This is a genomic window from Mesorhizobium sp. M0590, from assembly GCF_040320905.1.
Lineage (GTDB): Bacteria > Pseudomonadota > Alphaproteobacteria > Rhizobiales > Rhizobiaceae > Mesorhizobium.
Genome location: NZ_JAMYQN010000003.1, coordinates 47,147 through 67,838 on the forward strand (window position 1 = coordinate 47,147; position 20,692 = coordinate 67,838).

A 20,692-nucleotide genomic window follows, 5' to 3' on the forward strand; every position below is an offset into this window, starting at 1 on the left:
ATCGAATGCATATAGCCTTGGGATAAGGCACGGATTTTCAACGGGAGGAATACATGAAACTGACACGCAGAATGACGCTTGCGGCTTTTGCCGGTATGCTGGCGCTTGGCACCGCCGCACCCGCCTATGCGGCGGATTTGATCGCCATCATCACGCCCTCGCATGACAATCCGTTCTTCAAGGCGGAAGCTGTCGGCGCGGAGGCCAAGGCCAAGGAACTCGGTTACGAGGCGTTGGTGCTCGTCCATGACGACGACGCCAACAAGCAGTCCGAATTGATCGACACGGCGATTGGCCGCGGCGCCAAGGCGATCATCCTCGATAATGCCGGCGCCGACGCCACCGTCGCCGCGGTGCAGAAGGCCAAGGACGCGGGCGTTCCTTCCTTCCTGATCGATCGCGAGATCAATGCCACCGGCGTTGCCGTCGCGCAGATCGTCTCCAACAATTATCAGGGCGCCCAGCTCGGCGCACAGGAATTCGTCAAACTGATGGGCGAGAAGGGTAATTTCGTCGAGCTCGTCGGCAAGGAATCCGACACCAATGCCGGCATCCGCTCCAAGGGTTACCACGACGTCATCGACGACTATCCGGACCTGAAGATGGTGGCGCAGCAGTCGGCCAATTGGAGCCAGACCGAGGCCTATTCAAAGATGGAATCGATCCTCCAGGCCAATCCCGATATCAAGGGCGTGATCTCCGGCAACGACACGATGGCGATGGGCGCTTATGCGGCACTTGCCGCTGCCGGCCGCAAGGACGTCATCGTCGTCGGCTTCGACGGGTCGAACGACGTGCGCGACTCGATCACCTCCGGCGGCATCAAGGCGACAGTCCTGCAGCCGGCCTTCGCGCAGGCGCAGATGGCGGTCGAGCAGGCCAACGACTTCATCAAAAACAAGAAGTCTCCCGCCGAAGAAAAGCAATTGATGGACTGCGTCCTGGTCAATGGCGACAATGCCGCCAAGCTGGAGACGTTCGCGCTCACCAACTGAGCCGGTGCAACATCAGCAGCAAGGGACGAGCCTCCGGTTCGTCCCTTGCTTCCATTTCGCCCTTTCTTCCATTTCTTTGGGTGCTCCTGACTGCCATGCCGAACGAGCCGACATGTTCAACACGCTGACCCGGCCGATCTTTGTCGCGTTGTTCCTCGCAGCAATAGGCAGCCTGACCGCCTGCAAGATCCTGCCGACGCCGTCAGCGGAAAACGGCGGCACTGGCTCCGCGTTCAATCCCGACAAGATGGTCGAGGACATCTGGGCGGCGAAAGTCATACCCTATCTGCAGCAGAAGGCCGGGCCGTTTCCCGAGGTTCATGCCTTGGCAAAGACCGATCCCGCCGCTGCCGGCGCCAAATACGGCAATCCGAAAAAGCAGGCGAATTCGCCATGGACCTTCGCGGTTCGGCTCGAGGGCAAGGTCGTGGCAGCCAACACACAGTCACGCGCGGCGACGATGGACATCGATGCCGACGGCGACGGCAAGGCGGACGCGCGGGTGCAGATCGGACCCGCCATGCGCGGAACCGCGCTGCGCGACAGCCTCGACTTCATCCAGTTCAACGATTTCACCAACCAGATCGACTTCGCCCAGTTCGGCAAGGCTTTCAACGCCTATGCCGACAAGACCGTGCTTTCCAAGCTGCCGCGCGAGGCACTCGAGGGCCGCAGCGTCGAGGTACTTGGCGCCTATACGCCGGGCAGTGGCCAGGACCTGCCGCTGGTAACGCCGGCGGAGGCAAAGATCGGGCCGAAGCCATGACCGGCGATCAAGATGTCATCCTGAAGCTGGAGGACGTCTCGAAAGTCTATTCCGGCACCGTCGCGGTCAAGCGGGCGAATTTCGAGGTGCGCAAAGGCGCGGTCAACGTGCTGGTCGGCGAAAACGGAGCCGGCAAATCGACGCTGATGAAGATCATCGCCGGCGTCGAGCAACCGACGCTCGGGCGCATCTTGCTGGACGGCGAGGAGGTTTCATTCTCGTCTTCCGGTGATGCCGTGAGCCGCGGCATCGGCATGGTTTTCCAGGAGCTGAATCTGTTCGGCAATCTGACTGTCGCCGAAAATATTTTCGCCACCCGCGAGATCACCAACCGCTTCCGCAAGATCGACCGCAAGGAGCAGGAGCGCCGCGCGGCGGAGTTCCTTGAACGCCTGGAAGCCGGCATCCGGCCCGACATGCTGGTCGAGGATCTGCGCATCGGCCAGCAGCAGCTGGTCGAGATCGCCAAGGCGGTTTCGCTCGATGCGCGCATCCTGATCATGGATGAACCGACCTCGGCGCTCAGCGCGGCGGAAGTCGAGATCCTGTTCAAGGTGATTGCCGACCTCAAGGCACGCGGCGTGGCAATCGTCTACATCTCGCACCGGCTCGAGGAACTGATCCGCATCGGCGACACCATCACGGTGCTGCGCGACGGGCGCATCACCGGCCAGGCGGAGATGAAAGACGTCGACACCCGGTGGATCGTGCGGCAGATGATCGGCTCGGACGCCAAGGACTTCGCCAAGGCCGACGGCCATGTGCCGGGCGAGGAAATATTCCGCGCCGAGGACATCTGCCTGCCGCGCGTCACCGGCGGGCTTGCGGTCGATCACGTCTCGCTGTCGCTGCGCGCCGGCGAAATTCTTGGCATCTATGGCCTGATGGGCGCCGGACGCAGCGAGCTGTTCGACTGCGTCATGGGCCGCCACGGCCATTCGACGGGCACGATATTCATTGCCGGCAAAAAAGTGCACGAGCGCGACACGACGCGGCGCATCCGGCGCGGCCTGGCGCTGATCCCCGAAGACCGCCAGCGCGAAGGGCTGGTGTCGATCCTCTCCGTCGCCAGCAATCTGACGCTGGCCAGCCTGTCGCGGTTCGTGCGCCTGTTCCACATTCGCGGTGCCGCCGAAAGACAGGCGGTGGCCCGGACGGTGCGCGAACTGGCGATCAAGGTCGCCGATCCGGCGCAGGAAGTCTCGTCGCTGTCAGGCGGCAACCAGCAGAAGGTGGTGATCGGCAAGGCGCTGCTCACCGGCCCGAAGGTGCTGTTGATGGACGAGCCCAGCCGCGGCATCGACGTCGGCGCCAAGGCCGACGTGTTCCGCACCATGCGCAAGCTGTCGCGCGACGGCCTGGGGATTCTGTTTGCCACCTCCGATCTCGACGAAGTGATGGCGTTGTCCGACCGCATCGCGGTGATGAGCAATGGAAAATTGACCGGCATGTTCGACCGCGCCGAGGCGACGGAGGCCGCACTCGTCGCTGCCTCGGCCTTCGGCCACGGACCGGTCCCGCACGGAGAGCAAGGCGCATGACTGACATCCCAGCCAAGGCGGCGGTCAACTCCATGTCGGGCGGCTCGGTCCTGCTGACGCTGATGAAGGCGAGGACGTTCATCGCGCTGATCGCCGTGCTGTTATTCTTCTCGATAGCCGCCCCCAATTTCCTATCGGCCGCCAATCTTATCCTGATGTCGAAGCACGTGGCGCTGAACGCATTCCTCGCAATGGGCATGACCTTCGTCATCATCACCGGCGGCATCGACCTGTCGGTCGGCTCGATCGTCGGCCTGTGCGGCATGGTGGCCGGCTACCTCGTGCTCAACGGCATCGACCTGCAGGTCGGCTACACCATCTATTTCAACGTCTTCGAGATCGCGCTGATCACGCTTGCCGTCGGCATATTGATCGGCGCCGTCAACGGCTTGCTGATCACCAGGCTTAACGTTGCGCCTTTCATTGCCACGCTCGGCGTGCTCTATGTCGCGCGCGGCCTGGCGCTGCTGTCGTCGGACGGCCGTACTTTCCCCAATCTCGTCGGCAAGCCCGAGCTCGGCACCACAGGGTTCGGCTACCTCGGCGCCGGCCGGCTGCTCGGCCTGCCGGTCGCGCTCTGGATTCTGCTCGTCGTTGCGCTAGGGGCGGCCTATCTCGCCAAATACACCCCGCTCGGCCGCCACATCTTTGCGGTCGGCGGCAACGAACGGGCGGCGCGGATTTCGGGCGTCCGCGTCAACATGGTGAAGATGTTCGTCTACATGTTCTCCGGCTTCTGCGCGGCGATCGTCGGGCTGATCATCTCGTCCGAGCTGATGGCGTCGCATCCGGCGACCGGCGAGAGCTTCGAGCTGAACGCCATTGCCGCGGCGGTGCTCGGCGGCACCTCGATGTCGGGCGGACGCGGTACCATCGGCGGTACCATTGTCGGCGCCTTCGTAATCGGCATCCTTTCGGACGGGCTGGTGATGATGGGAGTGAGCTCGTTCTGGCAGATGGTGATCAAGGGCCTCGTCATCATCGTCGCCGTCGTCGTCGACCAGGCACAGCGCCGGCTGCAGAGCCGTGTCACGCTGATGCAGATGGCAAAGGCCGGCTGACATGGCGGAACTGCGTGGAGCGCTGATCGGCTGCGGCTTCTTTGCCGTCAACCAGTTGCATGCCTGGCGCGACATAGAGGGCGCCTCGATCGCCGCCATCTGCGACCGTGATCCGGACCGGCTGCGGATCGTCGGCGACCAGTTCGGGGTCGCGCGGCGCTATACCGACGCGGCGGCGCTGTTTGCCGGCGAAAGGCTGGATTTCGTCGACATCGCCACCACCGCACCAAGCCACAGAATGCTCGTGGAGATGGCGGCGCAGCACGGCGTTCCGGCAATCTGCCAAAAACCGTTTGCGCCGACGCTTGCCGACGCCAAAGCGATGGTAAAGGCCTGTGCTGACGCCGGCGTGCCGCTGATGGTGCATGAGAATTTTCGCTGGCAGTCGCCGATCCAGGCGGTGCGTACCGTGCTCGACAGCGGCGAAATCGGCACCCCCTTTTTCGGACGGATCTCGTTCCGCTCTGCCTATGACGTGTTTTCCGGCCAGCCCTATCTGGCGACCGGAAAGCGCTTCATTATCGAGGATCTCGGCATCCATATCCTCGACATCGCCCGCTTTCTGCTGGGCGACGTCTCGACGGTCACTGCGCGAACGGCGCGCATCAATCCCGGCATTGCCGGCGAGGACGTTGCGACGATGCTGATGGACCACACGAGCGGCGCCACTTCCGTGGTCGACTGCAGCTACGCGAGCAAGCTCGCTACCGAGCCGTTTCCGGAGACGCTGATCGAGATCGACGGCAGCGACGGCACGATCCGGCTGGCGCAGGGCTACCGGCTCACCGTCACCGGCAGGAGCGGGACAGCCGTGAGCGACGTCTCGCCACCGCTGCTGGCCTGGGCATCACGGCCGTGGCACAACATCCAGGAAAGCGTCGTCGCCATTCAAAAGCACTGGGTCGATTGCCTGACCAACGGAACCGAGCCCGCGACCTCGGGCGCGGACAACCTCAAGACATTAGCGCTGGTCGAGGCAGCCTATGCCGGCGCCGCAAGCCAGGAGCCGGTGCAACTCGACGCCTTGCTGAAATGACAGCCGACGCCTTCCTCCTCTACGGCACACGTGCCGTTGAAGCCGAACCGGTCAGGCTGCGCGCCGGCGCGCTGACGGCGGACTTCGTCAACGGCAATCTGCGCAGCATCCGCCACGGCGACACCGAAGTTCTGCGTGCCATCGCCTACATCGTCAGGGATCGCGACTGGGGCACCTACGAGCCGACGCTCACCGATTTAATCATCGACCAGGGCGATGACGCTTTCTTCGTCAGCTATTCGGCAGGTTGTTTCGGACCAGAGGGAAGCCGGCTCGGCTTCCGTGCGACCATCAAGGGCTCCGCCGACGGCCAGTTGGTCTTCGACGTGAGCACTCTTCCCGACAGCGATTTCGAAACCAATCGCTGTGGCTTCTGCATCCTGCATCCGATTGCCGGCCTGTCCGGCCGCCCGGTCACGGTCGAGCATACCGACGGCAGCGTGGTCGCGACGCGGCTTCCAGAGCTGATCGATCCCTGGCAACCTTTCAAGGATTTGCGCGCCATCACTCATGAAGTCCGGCCCGACGTCACCGCCGAATGCCGGATGGAAGGCGACACTTTCGAGATGGAGGACCAGCGCAACTGGTCGGATGCCTCCTACAAGACCTATGTCCGGCCGCTGGCGCTGCCATGGCCATACGTGCTGCCGGCCGGCGAGACCTTCCGCCAAACCATCAGCTTGCGGGTAGCGGGTCGCGGGAAAGTGCCGGCCGCCGCGGCAAGCGCCGAACCGATTCATGTTAGGCTCGGCCAAGCCGGACCGGTGCTGCCGGGCATCGGCGTGATCATCTACCCGGATGAGGTCGAGGCGGCGCTGGACAAGCTATCGGTGCTGTCCGAGCTTGGTCCGCAGCAATTGATGTTCCACTATGACCCGACGCGCGGCCACGAGCTCGATGCCTTGCGATCCTACGCCCGGCTCGCCGCCGCCTATCCGGTCCGGACAACGCTCGAATGCGTCATTGCCGGCGACGGCGATCTCGACGCCGAGCTTTCAGGCGTCGCCGACATGGTGCGCCAGGCCGGGCTCAAGCTTTCGGCCATTGCCGTCTCGCCCTCGGTCGACCGGCAGTCGACGCCGCCGGGCAGCGCATGGCCGCAATGCCCACCGCTCGAAGACGTCTATGCCGCGGCGCGGCGCGCCTTTCCCGACACCCGCCTCGGCGGCGGCATGTTCAGTTATTTCACCGAACTCAATCGCAAGCGTGTGCCGGCTGACCCGCTCGATTTCGTCACGCATTGCACCTGCCCGATCGTGCACGCCGCCGACGATCTCAGCGTTATGCAATCGCTGGAGGCACTGCCTTTCATCACGGCGTCAGTACGAACGATCTTCGGAACAATACCTTATCGGATCGGGCCGTCGACCATTGCCATGCGCCAGAACCCTTATGGCGGCGCGACCAAGGCCAATCCCGACAATCAGCGCATTGCCATGGCCGACCGCGACCCTCGCCATGCCGGGCTGTTCGGGGCCGCATGGACGATCGGCTATGCCGCACGCGTTGCGCCGGCCGGGCTCGAAATGCTGACGCTCTGCAGCTTCACCGGACCATTCGGCGTACTGGCCTCGTCGGGCGAACCTGTCGAAGAAGGTGCACCCCGGCCGATTTTCCACGCGGTGAAAGGACTTTGCGATCTGGCCGGCCATGCGCATGTGGCGGCGACAACGACCGATGAGACGCGGGTATTGGCACTGGCCGGCCGCTCCCAGACAGGCAAGATCATCGTCTGGCTGGCGAACCTTACCTCGGACGATTTTCCGGTCGATGTTTCCGGGCTCGGCTCCGATCGGGGTCCTCTGAAGATCGGGGATGGACGAACGTCACGCCAGACTCAGCGAGACGCGTCGGGCCGAGACCATCTTGTGATGACACCCTACGCAATCGTCCGGATCGGCTGAAGTCATTTGCCGAGGCTCTTGGATAGCCGCACTTCCGCAGCGGTTGCCCGTAGCGGCAGCACTTCCATGCCGACTTGTCACCGGATCTGCTTTCGAAACTCGCCTGGTGCCATTCCAGTTGTCCTGGAAAAAAGACGGCTGAACGAGGCGACGTCCTGATATCCGACGCGATAGCAAATTTCTGAAACACTCAGTTTCGTTTCCTCAAGCATGGATTTTGCCAACTCCAGCCGCCGTTCCTGGATCCATTTTCCCGGCGTTGTCTGGAGTTCGTCGAAAAATCTGCGAGACAGGGTTCGCGAAGACATGCCCAATTCAGTTGCGAGAAATTTCAGATCGATTTCCGACATCTTGTCTTTCGAGAGCTCGCGCAGCTTGTTCTCGAATGGGCTGGCCTCGTTCGAAATTTCGTCGAGGGAAAATTCGTAGGGACTTTGGAATTTGCGCGGCGGAGGAAGAACCAGAAGTTTTCGAATGATCCGCTCCTCCTTCGAGAAGCCCAGATCGATCAGCAAAGCCCTGGCGAGTTCGAGTCCGGAAAACCCGCCTCCGCATGTGTAAAGGCGGTCCTGGCGAATGAGCAGGCGGGAAGCGTCCCATCGCACTTGCGGAAACCGGCGGCTTGCCTCGGCTTTCAGCCACCAGGATATCGTTGCGCGTTTACCGTCCAATAATCCCGAATTGGCGAGCAGATAACACGCGCCGCAATGTGCTGCGATGATTGCGTCCTGCTGTTGCGCGAGCGCGATCAGCGGTTTTGAATGTTCACTCTCCTCGTCGAGCGAGCGCAGAAGCTCCGGAATCTCGACACCCGACATCGCAATGAGAATCAGGACATCCATTTTCCGGGATGGTTGAGCCTTCGTCGGGAAGAAAATTCCTGTGGTTGATGCCGACGGCGCGCCCCTTGAAACGAACTCACAGGAGAGAACCTGTGAACGGCAGACGTCATTCACAAGCTGAAACATTTCCACGAGCGTCGAGACGACGGCCGAATAGAAATTCGACGGCAGCCAGATCACGACGTGGAGGCTCCTGACAGCCATTGCGGTACCCCCCGGTGTCGTTCTCGTGGATGGCAAGCTTAGCATGGTCTTTGCAAGAATTGCCAATTCCAGAACAAGCGCGGGGCTCCAGCAGGGCCTATGCGGGCCTGCTGACGAAAGCGGGCCGCGGAAATCCATGGCTGGGAAGATGCAAATGCTGAAATCGCTGAATGAAAACACGCGGCAAATACACCGGATTCAGAGGGCAACAGAAAACTGCGTCGGTCCGGGCTCAGGCTGATCTGTGGTCAGCCAGTAGGCCGAGAACAAGGTCCGACCGCGACGCCGGTCGGGACCTGCACTTGATTTTCAGTTGCCGGAATTCATCACGTAGAGCGCGCGCGAGCGTTCGAGGTGCTTGATCATCGCCTTCTCGGCGCCATCCGCATCCTTGGCTTCGATGCGTCCGACGATTTCTTCGTGCTCGGTCAGCGTGAACTTTTCCTTGCCGGTCCAGATCAGCATTTCGGTGTGGTATTCCTTTAGCCAGCCTAGCATTGCCTCGCTGACGGCGACATAGATCGGGTTACCGGATATTGCCGCGATCTGTGTGTGGAATTTCATGTCGGCGGATATGAAGGCTTCCGAGTTGCCACGATGGCTGCGCTGCTCGGCGACCGTTTCCCGCAGCCGCTGCACGTCCTCGGCTGTGGCCTTTTCTGCAGCTTCCTTGACCATGCCGCGCTCGAAGAAGATGCGCGCGTTCTTGAGGTGCTCGAGCGTGTCCTTCGATGACGACAGGATGATCTTGGCTGCGCCGTCGACCTGCTTGATGATCGACTTGGCGGTGAGCTGCAGCACCTTGGCACGCTCACCATGCGAGATCGCGACCAGCCCCATATTGCTCAACGCCTGCATCGCTTCGCGGATCGCCGGCCTGCCGACCTCGAAACGCTCCATCAATTCGCGCTCCGACGGCATGTCGTCACCCGGCAGCAATTCGCCGCCGGTGATCAGGCGCTTCAGTCTCAAGAATACTTCGTCGGAAAGCTTGCGCCGGACGATCGGCTCCGAACGGTTCATCGTCGCGAATCACTCCTTTGACCGGCCTATACCTAGCATTTTCGCCGTGAATTCCGGAACGCCTGTTGCCGGCTCGCCCTTACCGCCAAGCCGGATAGGGCTTGCAATGGTTATGTACTCATTATACCAGATTTGGAGGGCCAAGGAACCTTTTTCGAACCACCCCGGCAGGCCGCGCGAATATGATTGTTCTTACCTATCGCATCGAAACGCCCGGCAATATCGAGGCGCTGGCGGCCAAGATCGCAAGCGACCAGTCGACCGGAACCTTCGTCGCGCTGGCCGGCGAGACCGAAGAGCTCAAGGCCAGGGTCGCAGCGCGAGTCCTGGCGATACGGCATCTGCCGGACGCGGACCGGCCGTCCCTTCCCGAAACCGGTTCCGGAGCAAGCCCCGAAGCACGCAACGGCCCGGTCAAGCGCGCCGACATCGATATCGCCTTTCCGCTGGACGCCATCGGCACCGACCTGTCGGCGCTGATGACCATCGCCATCGGCGGCACCTTTTCGATCAAGGGCCTGTCCGGCATCCGTGTCGTCGACATGAAGCTACCCGAGGAGTACCGGGGCGCGCATCCGGGCCCGCAATTCGGCGTCACGGGCAGCCGCAGGCTGACCGGTGTCGCGGATCGTCCGATCATCGGGACCATCGTCAAGCCGGCGCTGGGACTCCGCCCGTACGAGACGGCCGCAATGGTGCAAGAGCTGATTGCCGCCGGCGTCGACTTCATCAAGGACGACGAGAAGCTGATGAGCCCGGCCTATTCACCGCTGTCGGAGCGAGTGAGGGCAATCATGCCGCTGATCCTCGACCACGAGCAGAAGAGCGGTAAGAAGGTCATGTATGCCTTCGGCATTTCACATGCCGATCCCGACGAGATGATGCGAAACCACGATCTGGTGGCAAAGGCCGGCGGCAATTGCGCGGTGGTCAACATCAATTCGATCGGCTTTGGTGGCATGGCTTACCTCCGAAAGCGCTCCAGCCTGGTGCTCCATGCCCACCGCAATGGCTGGGACATTCTCACCCGCCATCCCGGCCTCGGCATGGATTTCAAGGTCTGGCAGCAGTTCTGGCGGTTGCTCGGCGTCGACCAGTTCCAGATCAACGGCATCGCCTCGAAATACTGGGAACCCGACTGGTCCTTCGTCGAATCCTTCAAGGCGGTGACCACGCCGATCTTTTCGCCGGCCGATTGCGCATTGCCGGTCGCCAGCTCCGGCCAGTGGGGCGGGCAGGCGCCTGAAACCTTCCAGCGAACCGGCCGGACGGTCGATCTTCTCTATCTCTGCGGCGGTGGCATCGTCAGCCACCCGGACGGGCCGGGCGCCGGCGTGCGCGCCGTGCAGCAGGCCTGGCAGGCGGCGGTCCAAGACATTCCGTTGGCGGATTATGCCTTGAGCCATGTCGAGCTGGCGCGGTCGATCGAGAAGTTCGGCGGCGGCGAGGCGGCCTGACGTCATGCAAAACCTGCTTCTGAGTTACTATGGCGATGACCTGACCGGCTCGACCGACGTTATGGAGGCGCTCGAGCTCGGCGGCGTGCCGACCGTCCTGTTCATGCGCCAGCCGGACGAGGCGCTGCTTTCGCAATTTGCGCATTGCCGCGCCCTCGGGCTGGCCGGCACCAGCCGCAGCGAGACGCCGCAGTGGATGGACACGCATCTGCGAGATGCCTTCGCCTGGCTGAAGACCGTCAACGCCGAGATCTGCCACTACAAGGTCTGCTCGACCTTCGATTCCAGCCCGGCAATCGGCAGCATCGGCCGGGCGATCGAAATCGGCCGCTCGGTTTTCCGGCAAGACGGCGTGCCGCTGGTGGTCGGCGCGCCGCAGCTGAAGCGCTACACCGCCTTCGGTCATCTGTTCGCGGCCTATCGCGAAAAATATTTCCGCATCGACCGCCATCCCGTGATGAGCCGCCATCCGACCACGCCGATGGACGAATCCGACCTGCTGATCCATCTGTCGCGCCAGACCAGCCTCGCCTCGGGCCTGGTCGACCTGGCGACGCTGCAGTCTGCGTCGCGGTCGAAAGCATTCGACCGGCTTGTGGAGAATGGCTCAGGTATCGTGCTTGTCGATGTCGATAGCCTGGAAACCCAGGCACTTGCCGGCAAGGAGATTTGGCGCGCTCGCAAGCCGGGCGGTTATTTCGTCGTCGGCTCTTCAGGCATCGAATATGCCTTGCTGGTCGAATGGGCATCGAACCGGATCGTGGATACCAAATCCGCCTTTTCGCCGCCGGGCGCTGCCGACAGGATCGCCGTGGTCTCGGGGAGCTGCTCGCCGACGACGGAACGACAGATCCGTCATGCTCTGGCCGACGGCTTCGACGGGATCGAGCTCGACCCGGTCGAACTGGTTTCTGAGGCTTCGAACGACGCGATTGCGCGGGCGGTGGCAACCGGCCGCTCCAGCCTACGGGCCGGGCGCAGCGTCATCCTCTACACCGCGCTCGGGCCTGCGGCCGACCGCGGTGCAGAAATCGATCTCCGGGAAGGCGCCCGCCATAAGCTCGGCCACGGCCTTGGCGAGGTTCTCCGCGAACTGACGCTTCAAGAGAAGCTACTGCGCGTGGTCATCGCCGGCGGCGACACGTCGAGCCATGCACTTGGCCAGATGGGCGTCGACGCGCTGACGGTGCGAATGCCGCTGCCGGCATCGCCGGGCTCGCCACTTTGTGTGGCGCATTCAAGCATTAAGGCGATCGATGGGCTGGAAATTGCCCTCAAGGGCGGGCAGGTCGGAACCGACCGCTATTTCTCCACTATTCGCGATGGGGTCGGGTCGGCGGTTGAGAGCGGGGAATATCAGGTCAAATCGGTGATGCTCGATCGGGATCGAGGATAGTCACTAGCCGGCAAACCAGAAATCTCAGGCGTTCAGATCAGCGGCAATGCCACTCATCCCGCTATCTGCCCATTGCCCTGCCTGGATGATACTGACGGGCGTAGGCGACACAGGCGTCCACCGTGCTGACACAGAGCGCATCGCGGTTGTTCGGCAGGTTGTTGTCGCCGGCGTAGGCAACTTCGGCAACATGACCGTCAACCATTCGAATTTGTGTGTTGCAATAGCCGCCGGGGGCGACGTTGACGGAACCTCCGAGCGCCGGGACCGGGCCAATGGCCACCGTCGGAACCACAATGTTGAGATTGCCGCGTTGAACGACGCGCTGATAGGTCCAGATCTGGCCGGATTTGCCGACCTCGGCAGTGGCGGTCGGAAAGCCGGCGCACATTCGAACGTCCGCCTCGCTAAGGCCGACCATCTCCCTGCGGGCTGCCGCCGCCGTGGCGTCCTCCTTTGCAGTGCTCGACGTGTCGTCGGGCATGACGCAGGAAGACAGGATGGCGGCGCTTGCCGATAGAAGGAGAAGGGCAAGCTTTCGGGTGTGGAAAGATGTCATACCAACTTCGGATTGCACGGGAGCCCCGAATGCCAACCTAGGAAGTGGGCCAATCGAGTCAACCGGCAGAAAATTCACGAAGTCGTTTGGTCCGCCATTCCGCCGCACGCATCTGCTGGAAGAGGTTGAGGCTGCCGCCGTGACCCTCGCGCCCTATCTTCCGCCTGGGCATCGGATTTCCAAATCCGACCCCTCTTCTTGTCAGATGTACTGGCGCACGGTGCTGTGACTTTGTTTCGGCCGACGGTGTGCTAGTTTCCAGCCAATTGCTCCGGAGACATCATGCCTATCAAGCTGCAAGAAATCGCCGTCGCTCTTCTGCTGTTGGTTGCCGGAGTTGGGGTGGGTCACGCCGAGACGGCCCAGCGGCCGCCGCCCACAGGCGGGGTTCTCTCGCTCCTGCCACCGCCGCAGACTTCCGATCATTCGACCGTCATTGCCGGACGCACGCTCGATTACGAGGCCAAGGCCGGCACGCTGTCATTGCCGTCCGGCAAAGGCGATATCACCGCCGAGATTTTCTACGTCGCCTATGCACTGCATTCCGGGAAAGAAACGGGACCGGATCCGCGGCGCCCGATCACCTTCGTGTTCAATGGCGGTCCGGGAGCAGCTTCCGCTTATCTTCATCTCGGCGCGCTCGGTCCGCGGGTCCTGGCGACGGCGGCCGATGGAAGTTTCTTGCCGCCGCCGCAGAGGCTGTTCGACAACCCCGACACTTGGCTCGACATGACCGACTTGGTCTTTGTGGACCCTGTTGGAACCGGTTACAGCCGTGAAGCGCCCGGCACGGAAGCACACAGCTTCTGGGGCGTCAGCCAGGACGCCGCGTCGATAGGCGCGTTTATCCGGCTCTATCTGGCGCAGACGAACCGTACGGTATCGCCTGTCTTCCTGGCTGGCGAAAGCTATGGCGGCTTTCGAGCAGCATTGCTCGCCAGGAAGCTTCAGGAAGACATCGGCATCAGCCCGAGTGGCGTCGTGCTGATTTCGCCGGCGCTCGAATTCACGCTGGTGCGCCCGGACGAGTTCCAGCCGCTCCACTGGGCGCTGGAACTGCCGTCGCTGGCGGCAGTGCGCCTACACAGCGAAGGCGTTTCCGGCCCGGCCCTGCAGGAGCGGCTGGCGGAAGTCGAACGCTATGCGCTCGGCGATTATCTGGCCGCGCTGGCAGGTGGGCTGGAGCAGGGTGGACGCCTGGCGAGCCAGCGTGTCGCCGCAATCACCGGTCTGCCGCTCGATCTCGTCCAGCGGCACTTTGCACGCATTCCCATAGGGCTGTTCGCCAAGGAGTTTGCACGGGCAAAGGGCAATGTTCTCAGCGCCTATGACGGCAACATCGCGACAGCGGACGTGGCGCCAGAGAGCCTGGGAGTCGAGGGTCCCGATCCGGTGCTCGACCGAAGCGTGCCGGCGCTCACCTCCGCTTTCGTCGGCTATGTGCGTGATGAATTGAACTTCCGCACGGATATCAGCTATCGGCTTCTCAACCGTGAAGTCAGCGGCAATTGGGACTATGGGACGAGCGCGACGCGTCAGGGCTATGCGGGTGTCATGGACGACCTTCAACAGGCGCGCGTGCTAAACCCCAGCCTCGGCGTGCTGATCGTCAACGGCTACAGCGACCTGGTGACGCCGTACATGGGCTCGCGCTACCTGCTTGGTCAAATTCCTTCGCTTGCCGGCGCAAAGCCCATTCGCACCGAGGTGCTGGAGGGCGGGCACATGATGTATCTGAGGCCGGATGGACGGGCGGCACTGAAGCAGGCCGCGTCCGAGCTTTACCGAACGACGCAATGAGACGGTTTGCCCAAAAAAGCGCCGGATACGCTGTTCGCCCTCTCATCAGGCCCTAGTTCCATCGCGATTGATCGGTTACACACCTAGGATGGCGTCTTTCAGCGACGTTCGACAACGGATTAGCCGGCTCTCCAGAATCGCGCCACTGGTGCGGCGTGCTGCCGAGCGGGCCATTCGGAACACCAAGCCACACAGGCTGACAAGCCTTGTTGACCGTTGGAATGCGCTGTCGCTGGCAACGCAGTTCCTGCTCGCGGGCGGTCTATTTTCCCTGTCAGCCATGGTGGTGGTGGGGATTTCCGTCACGAACCATATAGAAACCGTGGTCACGCAGAATTCGGCTTCCGCGACGGCTCTTTACGTGGACAGCGTTATCGCGCCGCTGCTACCGGATATGCGCAAGAGCGAATTGCTCGACGAGAGCGTCGCCCACGCGCTCGATGAAACGCTGGGACAAGGGGCACTCGGCACAAGGCTCGAATCCTTCAAGCTCTGGCGTCGCGACGGAACCATCCTGTATTCGACCGACAAGACATTGATCGGCAAGCGCTTTGAACCCAGCGACAATCTCCGGGCGGCATTCGCAGGCCAAATGGTCTCGGAGTTCGACAAGCTCGACGATCCGGACAGCGAGGCCGAAAGAGCCAGCGGCTTGCATCTCCTCGAGATCTACAATCCGGTGCTGCAGCCATGGTCGGGGGAAGTGGTGGCCGTTTCGGAATTCTACGAGGTCGCCACTGATTTTGAAAGAAACCTGCATCAGGCGCTCATTCGAACCTGGCTGGACGTTGCCGCCGTCACAGCGGCCTTCTTTCTCGGGCTGTCGGCAATCGTGTTCCGTGGCAGCCGCATGATCAGTTCGCAGAGCCGCTCGTTGAAGCAGCGCATTGCCGAGCTTTCCGATCTGCTTGCGCAAAACAGACTGTTGAGGCTGCGGGTGCAGCGTGCCTCGCAGCGTGCCACCGCACTTAACGAACGCTATCTCAGGCGCATCGGTGCGGACTTGCACGATGGCCCCGCGCAATTGGTTGCTCTCGCGGCGCTGGGGATCGACAGCCCCGTCATTGCCGATCCCGCTACGCCGCAATCGAAGCGTGCACAGGAATTGCTGGCCATCAAAGCACATCTGGACGATGCCATGCGCGAGATCAGGAGCATCAGCAAGGGCCTTGTCCTGCCGCATATCGAGCATGCCGAACTGGGTGAAATTCTCCAGCTAGCCGTACAGGCGCACGAAGAACGAACCGGCGTCAAAGTGAGATTATCGATGACCGGCGGCCATGCGCCGTTGTCGCCGGCGGCCAAGATCTGCATCTTCCGCTTCGTCCAGGAGGCGCTGAACAATGGATTCCGTCATGCCGGAGGTGAAGGTCAGTCGGTCGAGAAACATTTCGACGGCGAGCGCGTTTGTATCGAAGTGGCCGACGCCGGCGCTGGCTTTGACCCGCAAATCGTGCGTCCCGAGAGGCTGGGACTCGTTGGGCTGCGCGAGCGGGTGGAAAGCCTCGGGGGTCAGTTTACCGTGACTTCCTCACAGAGTGGCACAGTCGTAAGAATGGCTCTCAACATCGTTGAAATGGGGCAGACATGACAGTAGCCATCAAGCTCGCCATCGTCGACGACCACCCGCTGTTCAGGGAAGGCGTTGTGCGCACGCTCGATCAGATCGGCGGGTTCGAGATCGTCGGTGAAGGAAGCAGCAGAGACGATGCCCTGCGGATAATCGAAGACCAGCGGCCCGACATTCTGCTGATGGACATCTCGGTTCCTGGAGGTGGCCTTGGCGTGATCGGACCGGCCCTTGAGCGGCATCCGGCACTGAAAATTGTGATGCTGACCGTTTCGGAAGAAAACCAGCACGTGATGACCGCGTTGCAGAGCGGGGCAAGGGGCTATGTTCTGAAGGGGGTCGGGTCGAGGACGTTGGCTGCGATCCTGCGCACGGTAGCGTCGGGCGAACGATATGTCTGTCCACAATTGTCGGCGCGCCTGTTGGCCGATCTCTCGGCTCAATCAAAAGAGCCGGCGAAAGCTGAAGGACTTGCCGACCTCACCAGCCGCGAAAGGGAGATCCTGACGCTGGTTGCCGCGGGACTGAGCAACAAGCGGATCGGGCTTCGGCTGAACCTGCATGAAAAGACGATAAAGCACCACATGACGCGAATCCTGGCCAAGCTCAACGTCAGCAATAGGACCGAAGCCGCCATGACCTTGCGCGACGCGACTGAGCGCCGCCATCCGCCTGTTCGCGATCATGCTTGAGCCGAAATTGCCGCACTGCGCGGCCATGTGAACTGGCCCTCAGTTGATCATTCCAAGCAACCTGTCCCGATCGGAACGCGTCGCCAGGCGCCGAATGATGATGCGGCCCTCGGCATCCCGCATTTCATATTGGTCGCTGTCGATGCGTTCGCTGAGTCCGTTCGAATGCACCACGCCAATGCTCGGGCCGCTCACCTCGACCCGGTCTCCTGTGGATGCGTTGACAAAGAGTTTTGGCTTGCTATCGGGGTTTACCGCAGGGGCGGGATCAGGGAGATTGTCGTCCTGCGACTTTGCTTTGCCCTTGCCGGCACCAGCGTTCGAGTTCGAATTGCCGGAGTTTCCACCCGAATTGCCCGAATTGCCGTTCCCATTCCCGTTCCCGTTCCCGCCATTGCCGTTCCCGCCATCTTTGGCCCAGGCAGCCTGCGGGCCGAGCGGCTGCGATGATCCATCGAACAAGACGCGATAGGGGCTCACGACGAGAATGAAGGTCAAGACGACTACAGAAATGCCGACACGACGTCCTCGTGAAGATCCGGTCCTTCGTTTCCGGGTCGTCATCAATGAACTTGCCAGTCGCATGTCGGAACTCCCTTTAATCATACGGCTCTGTCGTACTGCCTCCTGTTCGAATTCGTGTGATGCTTAAAACAATGGTTTGCGTCCGGAACGTCAAGGCCCACCAGTCCCACGATGGTAACTGGTGGGTCTCGCTAGCGCAGGAAGGGACTATTTACTGCGCAAGCCTTTTGCCTTCCCGTGGTTGCGTCTCTCCGCGATAGCGCCGAGTTCCCACTGTCAGCCAACAATAAATCCAATGGCCGCGATCCCGAAACACAGGCCAAATAGCGGAAAAAGCAGCCAACGTGCCTGGTGAATGCTCGGGTCCATGGCGGCCTCCTGTAACAGTCGGCATCGCAACGGGGCTCCTCGGAACTCAGTTCCTGAAACTCTCGCATTTCGGGCTTTTGCGATAGCAGCCTCGGACCAAAGTTTGGCTGTGCGGGTCCTTGGTCGATAGGCCTACAGACTGAAGTCCCTATGCCAGGAGCCACCCTGCATTCGGCGACCTTTGTGTCCAACTGGCAGCTGCGATCCACCGCCCCCTTCGAATGCTTTGCGTTTCTGGCTCTATGGCAGCAACGCCGTTGGTCTACTGCCGCATCGTTGAAACGCCACCAATACAGACCCATATGCGAATTGCGTCGGATGTCTCCTCCCATTGCGTCCGGCGCGTTCCCCTCTGGAGGTTATAGACCTTCACACTTGGCCGGGCTTAACAGTCCGGCCTTTTCTTTTGGCATTTTGCGCAATCCGCCTGACGGCCCTAATTTGCGATACACCGGTAAAATCGATTTGCAAATGCATTCATGTGCTCATAACCTGTCACCATGAGCACGATTTCCAAAGTTGCTACGCGAGCGGGCGTGTCGCGCACGACCGTGTCGCATGTCATCAACCATGCGGACCGGGTATCGAAATCGCTGCGTGAACGCGTACAAGCGGCGATCGACGAACTCGGCTACACGCCGAACCCGCAGGCGCAAAGCCTGCGCACCGGCCGCACCAACATCATCGCGATGCTGATCCCGGACATCCGCAACCCGTTCTATCCGGAGCTGGTGAAAACGGCGCAGTCGACGCTCGAAGTGGTCGGCCTCGACATGCTGATCTTCAACACCGACGTGCCGGGCGGACATTCACAGGATCACGGCCGCGAGTATTTGCGCCAGATAGGGCGCAAGCGGGTCGACGGCGTCATCGTTGCCGACTTCGCGCTGCACGGCATGCACAGCGAACTGCTCAGCCTCGATCTGCCCGCCGTCTTCATCGGCCATCTGCCGAACCATGCTGTCGACAGCGTCCAGCTGGACGATTTCGGCGGCGGCTATCTGATGGGCGAGTATCTGGCGAAGAGGGGCCATCGCCGCGTCGCCCATGTCACCGGGCCAGCCTTTTTCAAGGAGGCGATGGCGCGTGCCGCCGGCTTCGAAAAAGGGCTCGCCGACAATGGCGTGCCAATCTCCGCCGATCTGCGGTTCGAGGGAAGCTATCTTGCCCCGTCAGGGCGGGAAGCGGTCACCTGGCTCAGGGAGAAGCACGGCGGAAACCTGCCGTCGGCGATGTTCTTCGCCAATTATCTGATGGCCTCCGGTGCGCTGACCGAATTCTACGACCATGGGATCAATATCCCTCAGGATATCGCCATCGCAGTCTTCGATGACCTGCCTCAACTGGAATATGTCAGGCCGAAGCTGACCCGTGTCGGCAACAGTCCGACAATGCTTGCCAAGCGCGCCACGCAAATGCTGCTCGAACGGCTGGGTGGCAAAGTCGAGGGCGCGCCGCGCACCGAAGTGATCCCATGCGTGTTGAGCCCATTCGACAGCGCGTGACGCCAGGTGCCGGCAAAGGGAACGGAGGTCCCTTCGCCAACGTTCGACCGAACAACATCCAAGGGAGGAATTGATGACTGACAAAACGACCCGCGACCGGCCATTGGCCAGCCTGAACCGCCGTCGGCTGATCCAGGGCGGCGCCACTTTCGCTGCCGCCGGCCTCACAGGCTTCCCGTTCATCAACAGGATGGCCGTGCGCGCTCAGGAAGCGCCGCTGAAATTCTGGCAGTTCTATGCGCCTGGGGGAGACGTGAAGCCGCAGGTCCAGTGGTTCGAGAAGCTGGTGGCCGACTGGAACGACGGCCACGACCAGAAGGTCGAGCTCGAATATGTCGTCAACAGCGAATACATCTCCGGTTCCAAGCTGGCAACGGCCTTCGCGTCGGGCGAGGGCCCTGACATCTTCCTCATCAGCCCCGGCGATTTCCTGCGTTATTACAATGGCGGCGTACTTGCCGACCTGACGCCGCATATCGAGGATGCCGCCAAAGCCGATTTCCCGGAAAGCGTCATCGCCAACCGCATGGTGGACGGCAAGATCTACGGTGTGCCGATGGAAGTCGAGCCGATGGCCTTCTACTATTCGGTCAAAGCGTTCGAGGATGCAAAGCTCAACGAGAACGACGTGCCGAAGACCTGGGACGAGCTGTTGGCGGTCGCCAAAAAGCTGACGACGCCCAGTCGCTACGGCGTGCTGTTCGAAACGACTCCCGGCTATTACCAGAACTTCACCTGGTATCCGTTCCTGTGGCAGGGCGGCGGCGAATTCCAGGGCAAGGACGGCAAGAGCGCCTTCGATTCGCCGGCCACCGTCCAGGCGCTGAAACTCTGGCAGGATGCCATCAATACCGGCGTGGCGCCGCGTCAGGTGGTCGGCGGCGGCTTCGACATAGTCGCCAATCTCGGGGCAGGGCTGTGCGCCATGCAGAACTGCGGCATCTGGGGCATTTCGGCGATGGACAACAACGCCAAGGACGTGCCCTACGGCATCTTCAAATTGCCGACACCGGCCAATGGCAAATACGTCACCGTCGGCGGTGGCTGGGCCTTTGTCGCCAATGCCGGAGGCAAGAACCCGGATGCTTCCGCCCAGTTCTGCGCCTGGGCGCTGGCCTCAATGGATCCGGCATCGATCGACCGCGTCGTCAACTGGTGCACTGTCGCCAAGAGCGACATGCCGCCGCGCAACAGCGCGCTGAAGGCCGGCGCCGATGTCTTCAGCACCGGCAAGTTCGGCACCTTCGCCAAGGAGATCCATCCGGGGACGCGCGCCGAGCCGCGGGTTCCGCCGGAGGCCTACAAGATCATCTCCGACGCCATCCAGTCGGCACAGCTTGGCGGGGTTGATGCCCAGCAGGCGGCGACGACGGCCAGTCAGCAACTCGATGCGTTCCTCGCTTCCTATTCCGGCGCGCCGATCCTTTAGGCCCTTTCCAGCATGGAT

The 20,692-nt window shown here is 61.9% G+C and carries 17 protein-coding genes; 13 read left to right on the plus strand and 4 right to left on the minus strand.

The annotated features are described in order from the left end of the window. Positions 1-53 precede the first annotated feature (53 nt). The 6 genes from NKI52_RS07240 (at position 54) to apnL (ending at position 7,303) form a co-directional block, all read left to right on the plus strand. Positions 54-995, plus strand: coding sequence for a D-ribose ABC transporter substrate-binding protein (locus NKI52_RS07240; RefSeq protein ID WP_023675475.1), 942 nt, complete (start codon positions 54-56; stop codon positions 993-995). A gap of 112 nt (positions 996-1,107) precedes the next feature. After that, the gene (locus tag NKI52_RS07245) at positions 1,108-1,761 is read left to right on the plus strand and encodes a DUF2291 family protein (protein WP_023675476.1); all 654 of its coding nucleotides are present in this window, start codon (positions 1,108-1,110) and stop codon (positions 1,759-1,761) included. Continuing rightward, a complete protein-coding gene (locus NKI52_RS07250) occupies positions 1,758-3,302 on the plus strand; it encodes a sugar ABC transporter ATP-binding protein (RefSeq protein WP_352697462.1) in 1,545 nt (514 codons plus the stop codon). The genes NKI52_RS07245 and NKI52_RS07250 overlap by 4 nt, the downstream gene beginning before the upstream one ends. Then, positions 3,299-4,363, plus strand: a complete 1,065-nt coding sequence (locus NKI52_RS07255) for an ABC transporter permease (RefSeq protein ID WP_352577757.1) — start codon at positions 3,299-3,301, stop codon at positions 4,361-4,363. Before NKI52_RS07250 ends, NKI52_RS07255 begins: the two co-directional genes overlap by 4 nt. Before the next feature lies 1 nt (position 4,364). Continuing rightward, entirely contained in the window at positions 4,365-5,399 is a 1,035-nt protein-coding gene (locus NKI52_RS07260; protein ID WP_352697464.1) for a Gfo/Idh/MocA family protein, read from the plus strand. Then, a complete protein-coding gene (apnL, locus tag NKI52_RS07265; RefSeq protein WP_352697466.1) occupies positions 5,396-7,303 on the plus strand; it encodes a D-apionate lactonase in 1,908 nt (635 codons plus the stop codon). Before NKI52_RS07260 ends, apnL begins: the two co-directional genes overlap by 4 nt. A 77-nt stretch (positions 7,304-7,380) precedes the next feature. Here the strand turns inward: apnL and NKI52_RS07270 are convergent, their stop codons facing one another. Both NKI52_RS07270 and NKI52_RS07275 read right to left on the minus strand, forming a co-directional pair. Further along, positions 7,381-8,325, minus strand: coding sequence for a GlxA family transcriptional regulator (locus NKI52_RS07270; RefSeq protein WP_352697468.1), 945 nt, complete (start codon positions 8,323-8,325; stop codon positions 7,381-7,383). A gap of 333 nt (positions 8,326-8,658) precedes the next feature. Beyond that, positions 8,659-9,372: a transcriptional regulator NanR gene (locus NKI52_RS07275; RefSeq protein WP_352577753.1), complete on the minus strand. Its 714-nt coding sequence runs from the start codon at positions 9,370-9,372 to the stop codon at positions 8,659-8,661. A gap of 182 nt (positions 9,373-9,554) precedes the next feature. Between NKI52_RS07275 and oiaX the strand changes: the two genes are divergently transcribed. Both oiaX and NKI52_RS07285 read left to right on the plus strand, forming a co-directional pair. Continuing rightward, positions 9,555-10,829: a 3-oxo-isoapionate-4-phosphate decarboxylase OiaX gene (oiaX, locus tag NKI52_RS07280; RefSeq protein ID WP_352697470.1), complete on the plus strand. Its 1,275-nt coding sequence runs from the start codon at positions 9,555-9,557 to the stop codon at positions 10,827-10,829. Between the two features lie 4 nt (positions 10,830-10,833). Beyond that, positions 10,834-12,225 (plus strand): four-carbon acid sugar kinase family protein, encoded by a 1,392-nt coding sequence (locus NKI52_RS07285; protein WP_352697472.1) that lies wholly within the window; start codon positions 10,834-10,836, stop codon positions 12,223-12,225. Between the two features lie 61 nt (positions 12,226-12,286). Here NKI52_RS07285 and NKI52_RS07290 read toward each other — a convergent pair whose 3' ends face one another. After that, the gene (locus tag NKI52_RS07290; protein ID WP_352586646.1) at positions 12,287-12,784 is read right to left on the minus strand and encodes a hypothetical protein; all 498 of its coding nucleotides are present in this window, start codon (positions 12,782-12,784) and stop codon (positions 12,287-12,289) included. A gap of 282 nt (positions 12,785-13,066) precedes the next feature. On the opposite strand from NKI52_RS07290, the gene NKI52_RS07295 reads away from it, so the two are divergent. The 3 genes from NKI52_RS07295 to NKI52_RS07305 all read left to right on the plus strand — a co-directional run bounded on the left by NKI52_RS07295 (position 13,067) and on the right by NKI52_RS07305 (position 16,846). Further along, positions 13,067-14,584, plus strand: a complete 1,518-nt coding sequence (locus NKI52_RS07295; RefSeq protein WP_352697474.1) for a S10 family peptidase — start codon at positions 13,067-13,069, stop codon at positions 14,582-14,584. 361 nt (positions 14,585-14,945) lie between these two features. Further along, complete coding sequence (locus NKI52_RS07300) at positions 14,946-16,175, plus strand: sensor histidine kinase (protein WP_352697476.1); 1,230 nt, start codon at positions 14,946-14,948, stop codon at positions 16,173-16,175. Next, entirely contained in the window at positions 16,172-16,846 is a 675-nt protein-coding gene (locus NKI52_RS07305) for a LuxR C-terminal-related transcriptional regulator (RefSeq protein WP_023675488.1), read from the plus strand. The genes NKI52_RS07300 and NKI52_RS07305 overlap by 4 nt, the downstream gene beginning before the upstream one ends. Positions 16,847-16,885: 39 nt before the next feature. Here the strand turns inward: NKI52_RS07305 and NKI52_RS07310 are convergent, their stop codons facing one another. Further along, positions 16,886-17,431, minus strand: a complete 546-nt coding sequence (locus NKI52_RS07310) for a hypothetical protein (RefSeq protein ID WP_352697478.1) — start codon at positions 17,429-17,431, stop codon at positions 16,886-16,888. A gap of 809 nt (positions 17,432-18,240) precedes the next feature. Between NKI52_RS07310 and NKI52_RS07315 the strand changes: the two genes are divergently transcribed. Both NKI52_RS07315 and NKI52_RS07320 read left to right on the plus strand, forming a co-directional pair. Beyond that, positions 18,241-19,245 (plus strand): LacI family DNA-binding transcriptional regulator, encoded by a 1,005-nt coding sequence (locus NKI52_RS07315; RefSeq protein WP_352690525.1) that lies wholly within the window; start codon positions 18,241-18,243, stop codon positions 19,243-19,245. 73 nt (positions 19,246-19,318) lie between these two features. After that, positions 19,319-20,674, plus strand: a complete 1,356-nt coding sequence (locus tag NKI52_RS07320; RefSeq protein WP_352539309.1) for an ABC transporter substrate-binding protein — start codon at positions 19,319-19,321, stop codon at positions 20,672-20,674. Positions 20,675-20,692: the final 18 nt, after the last annotated feature.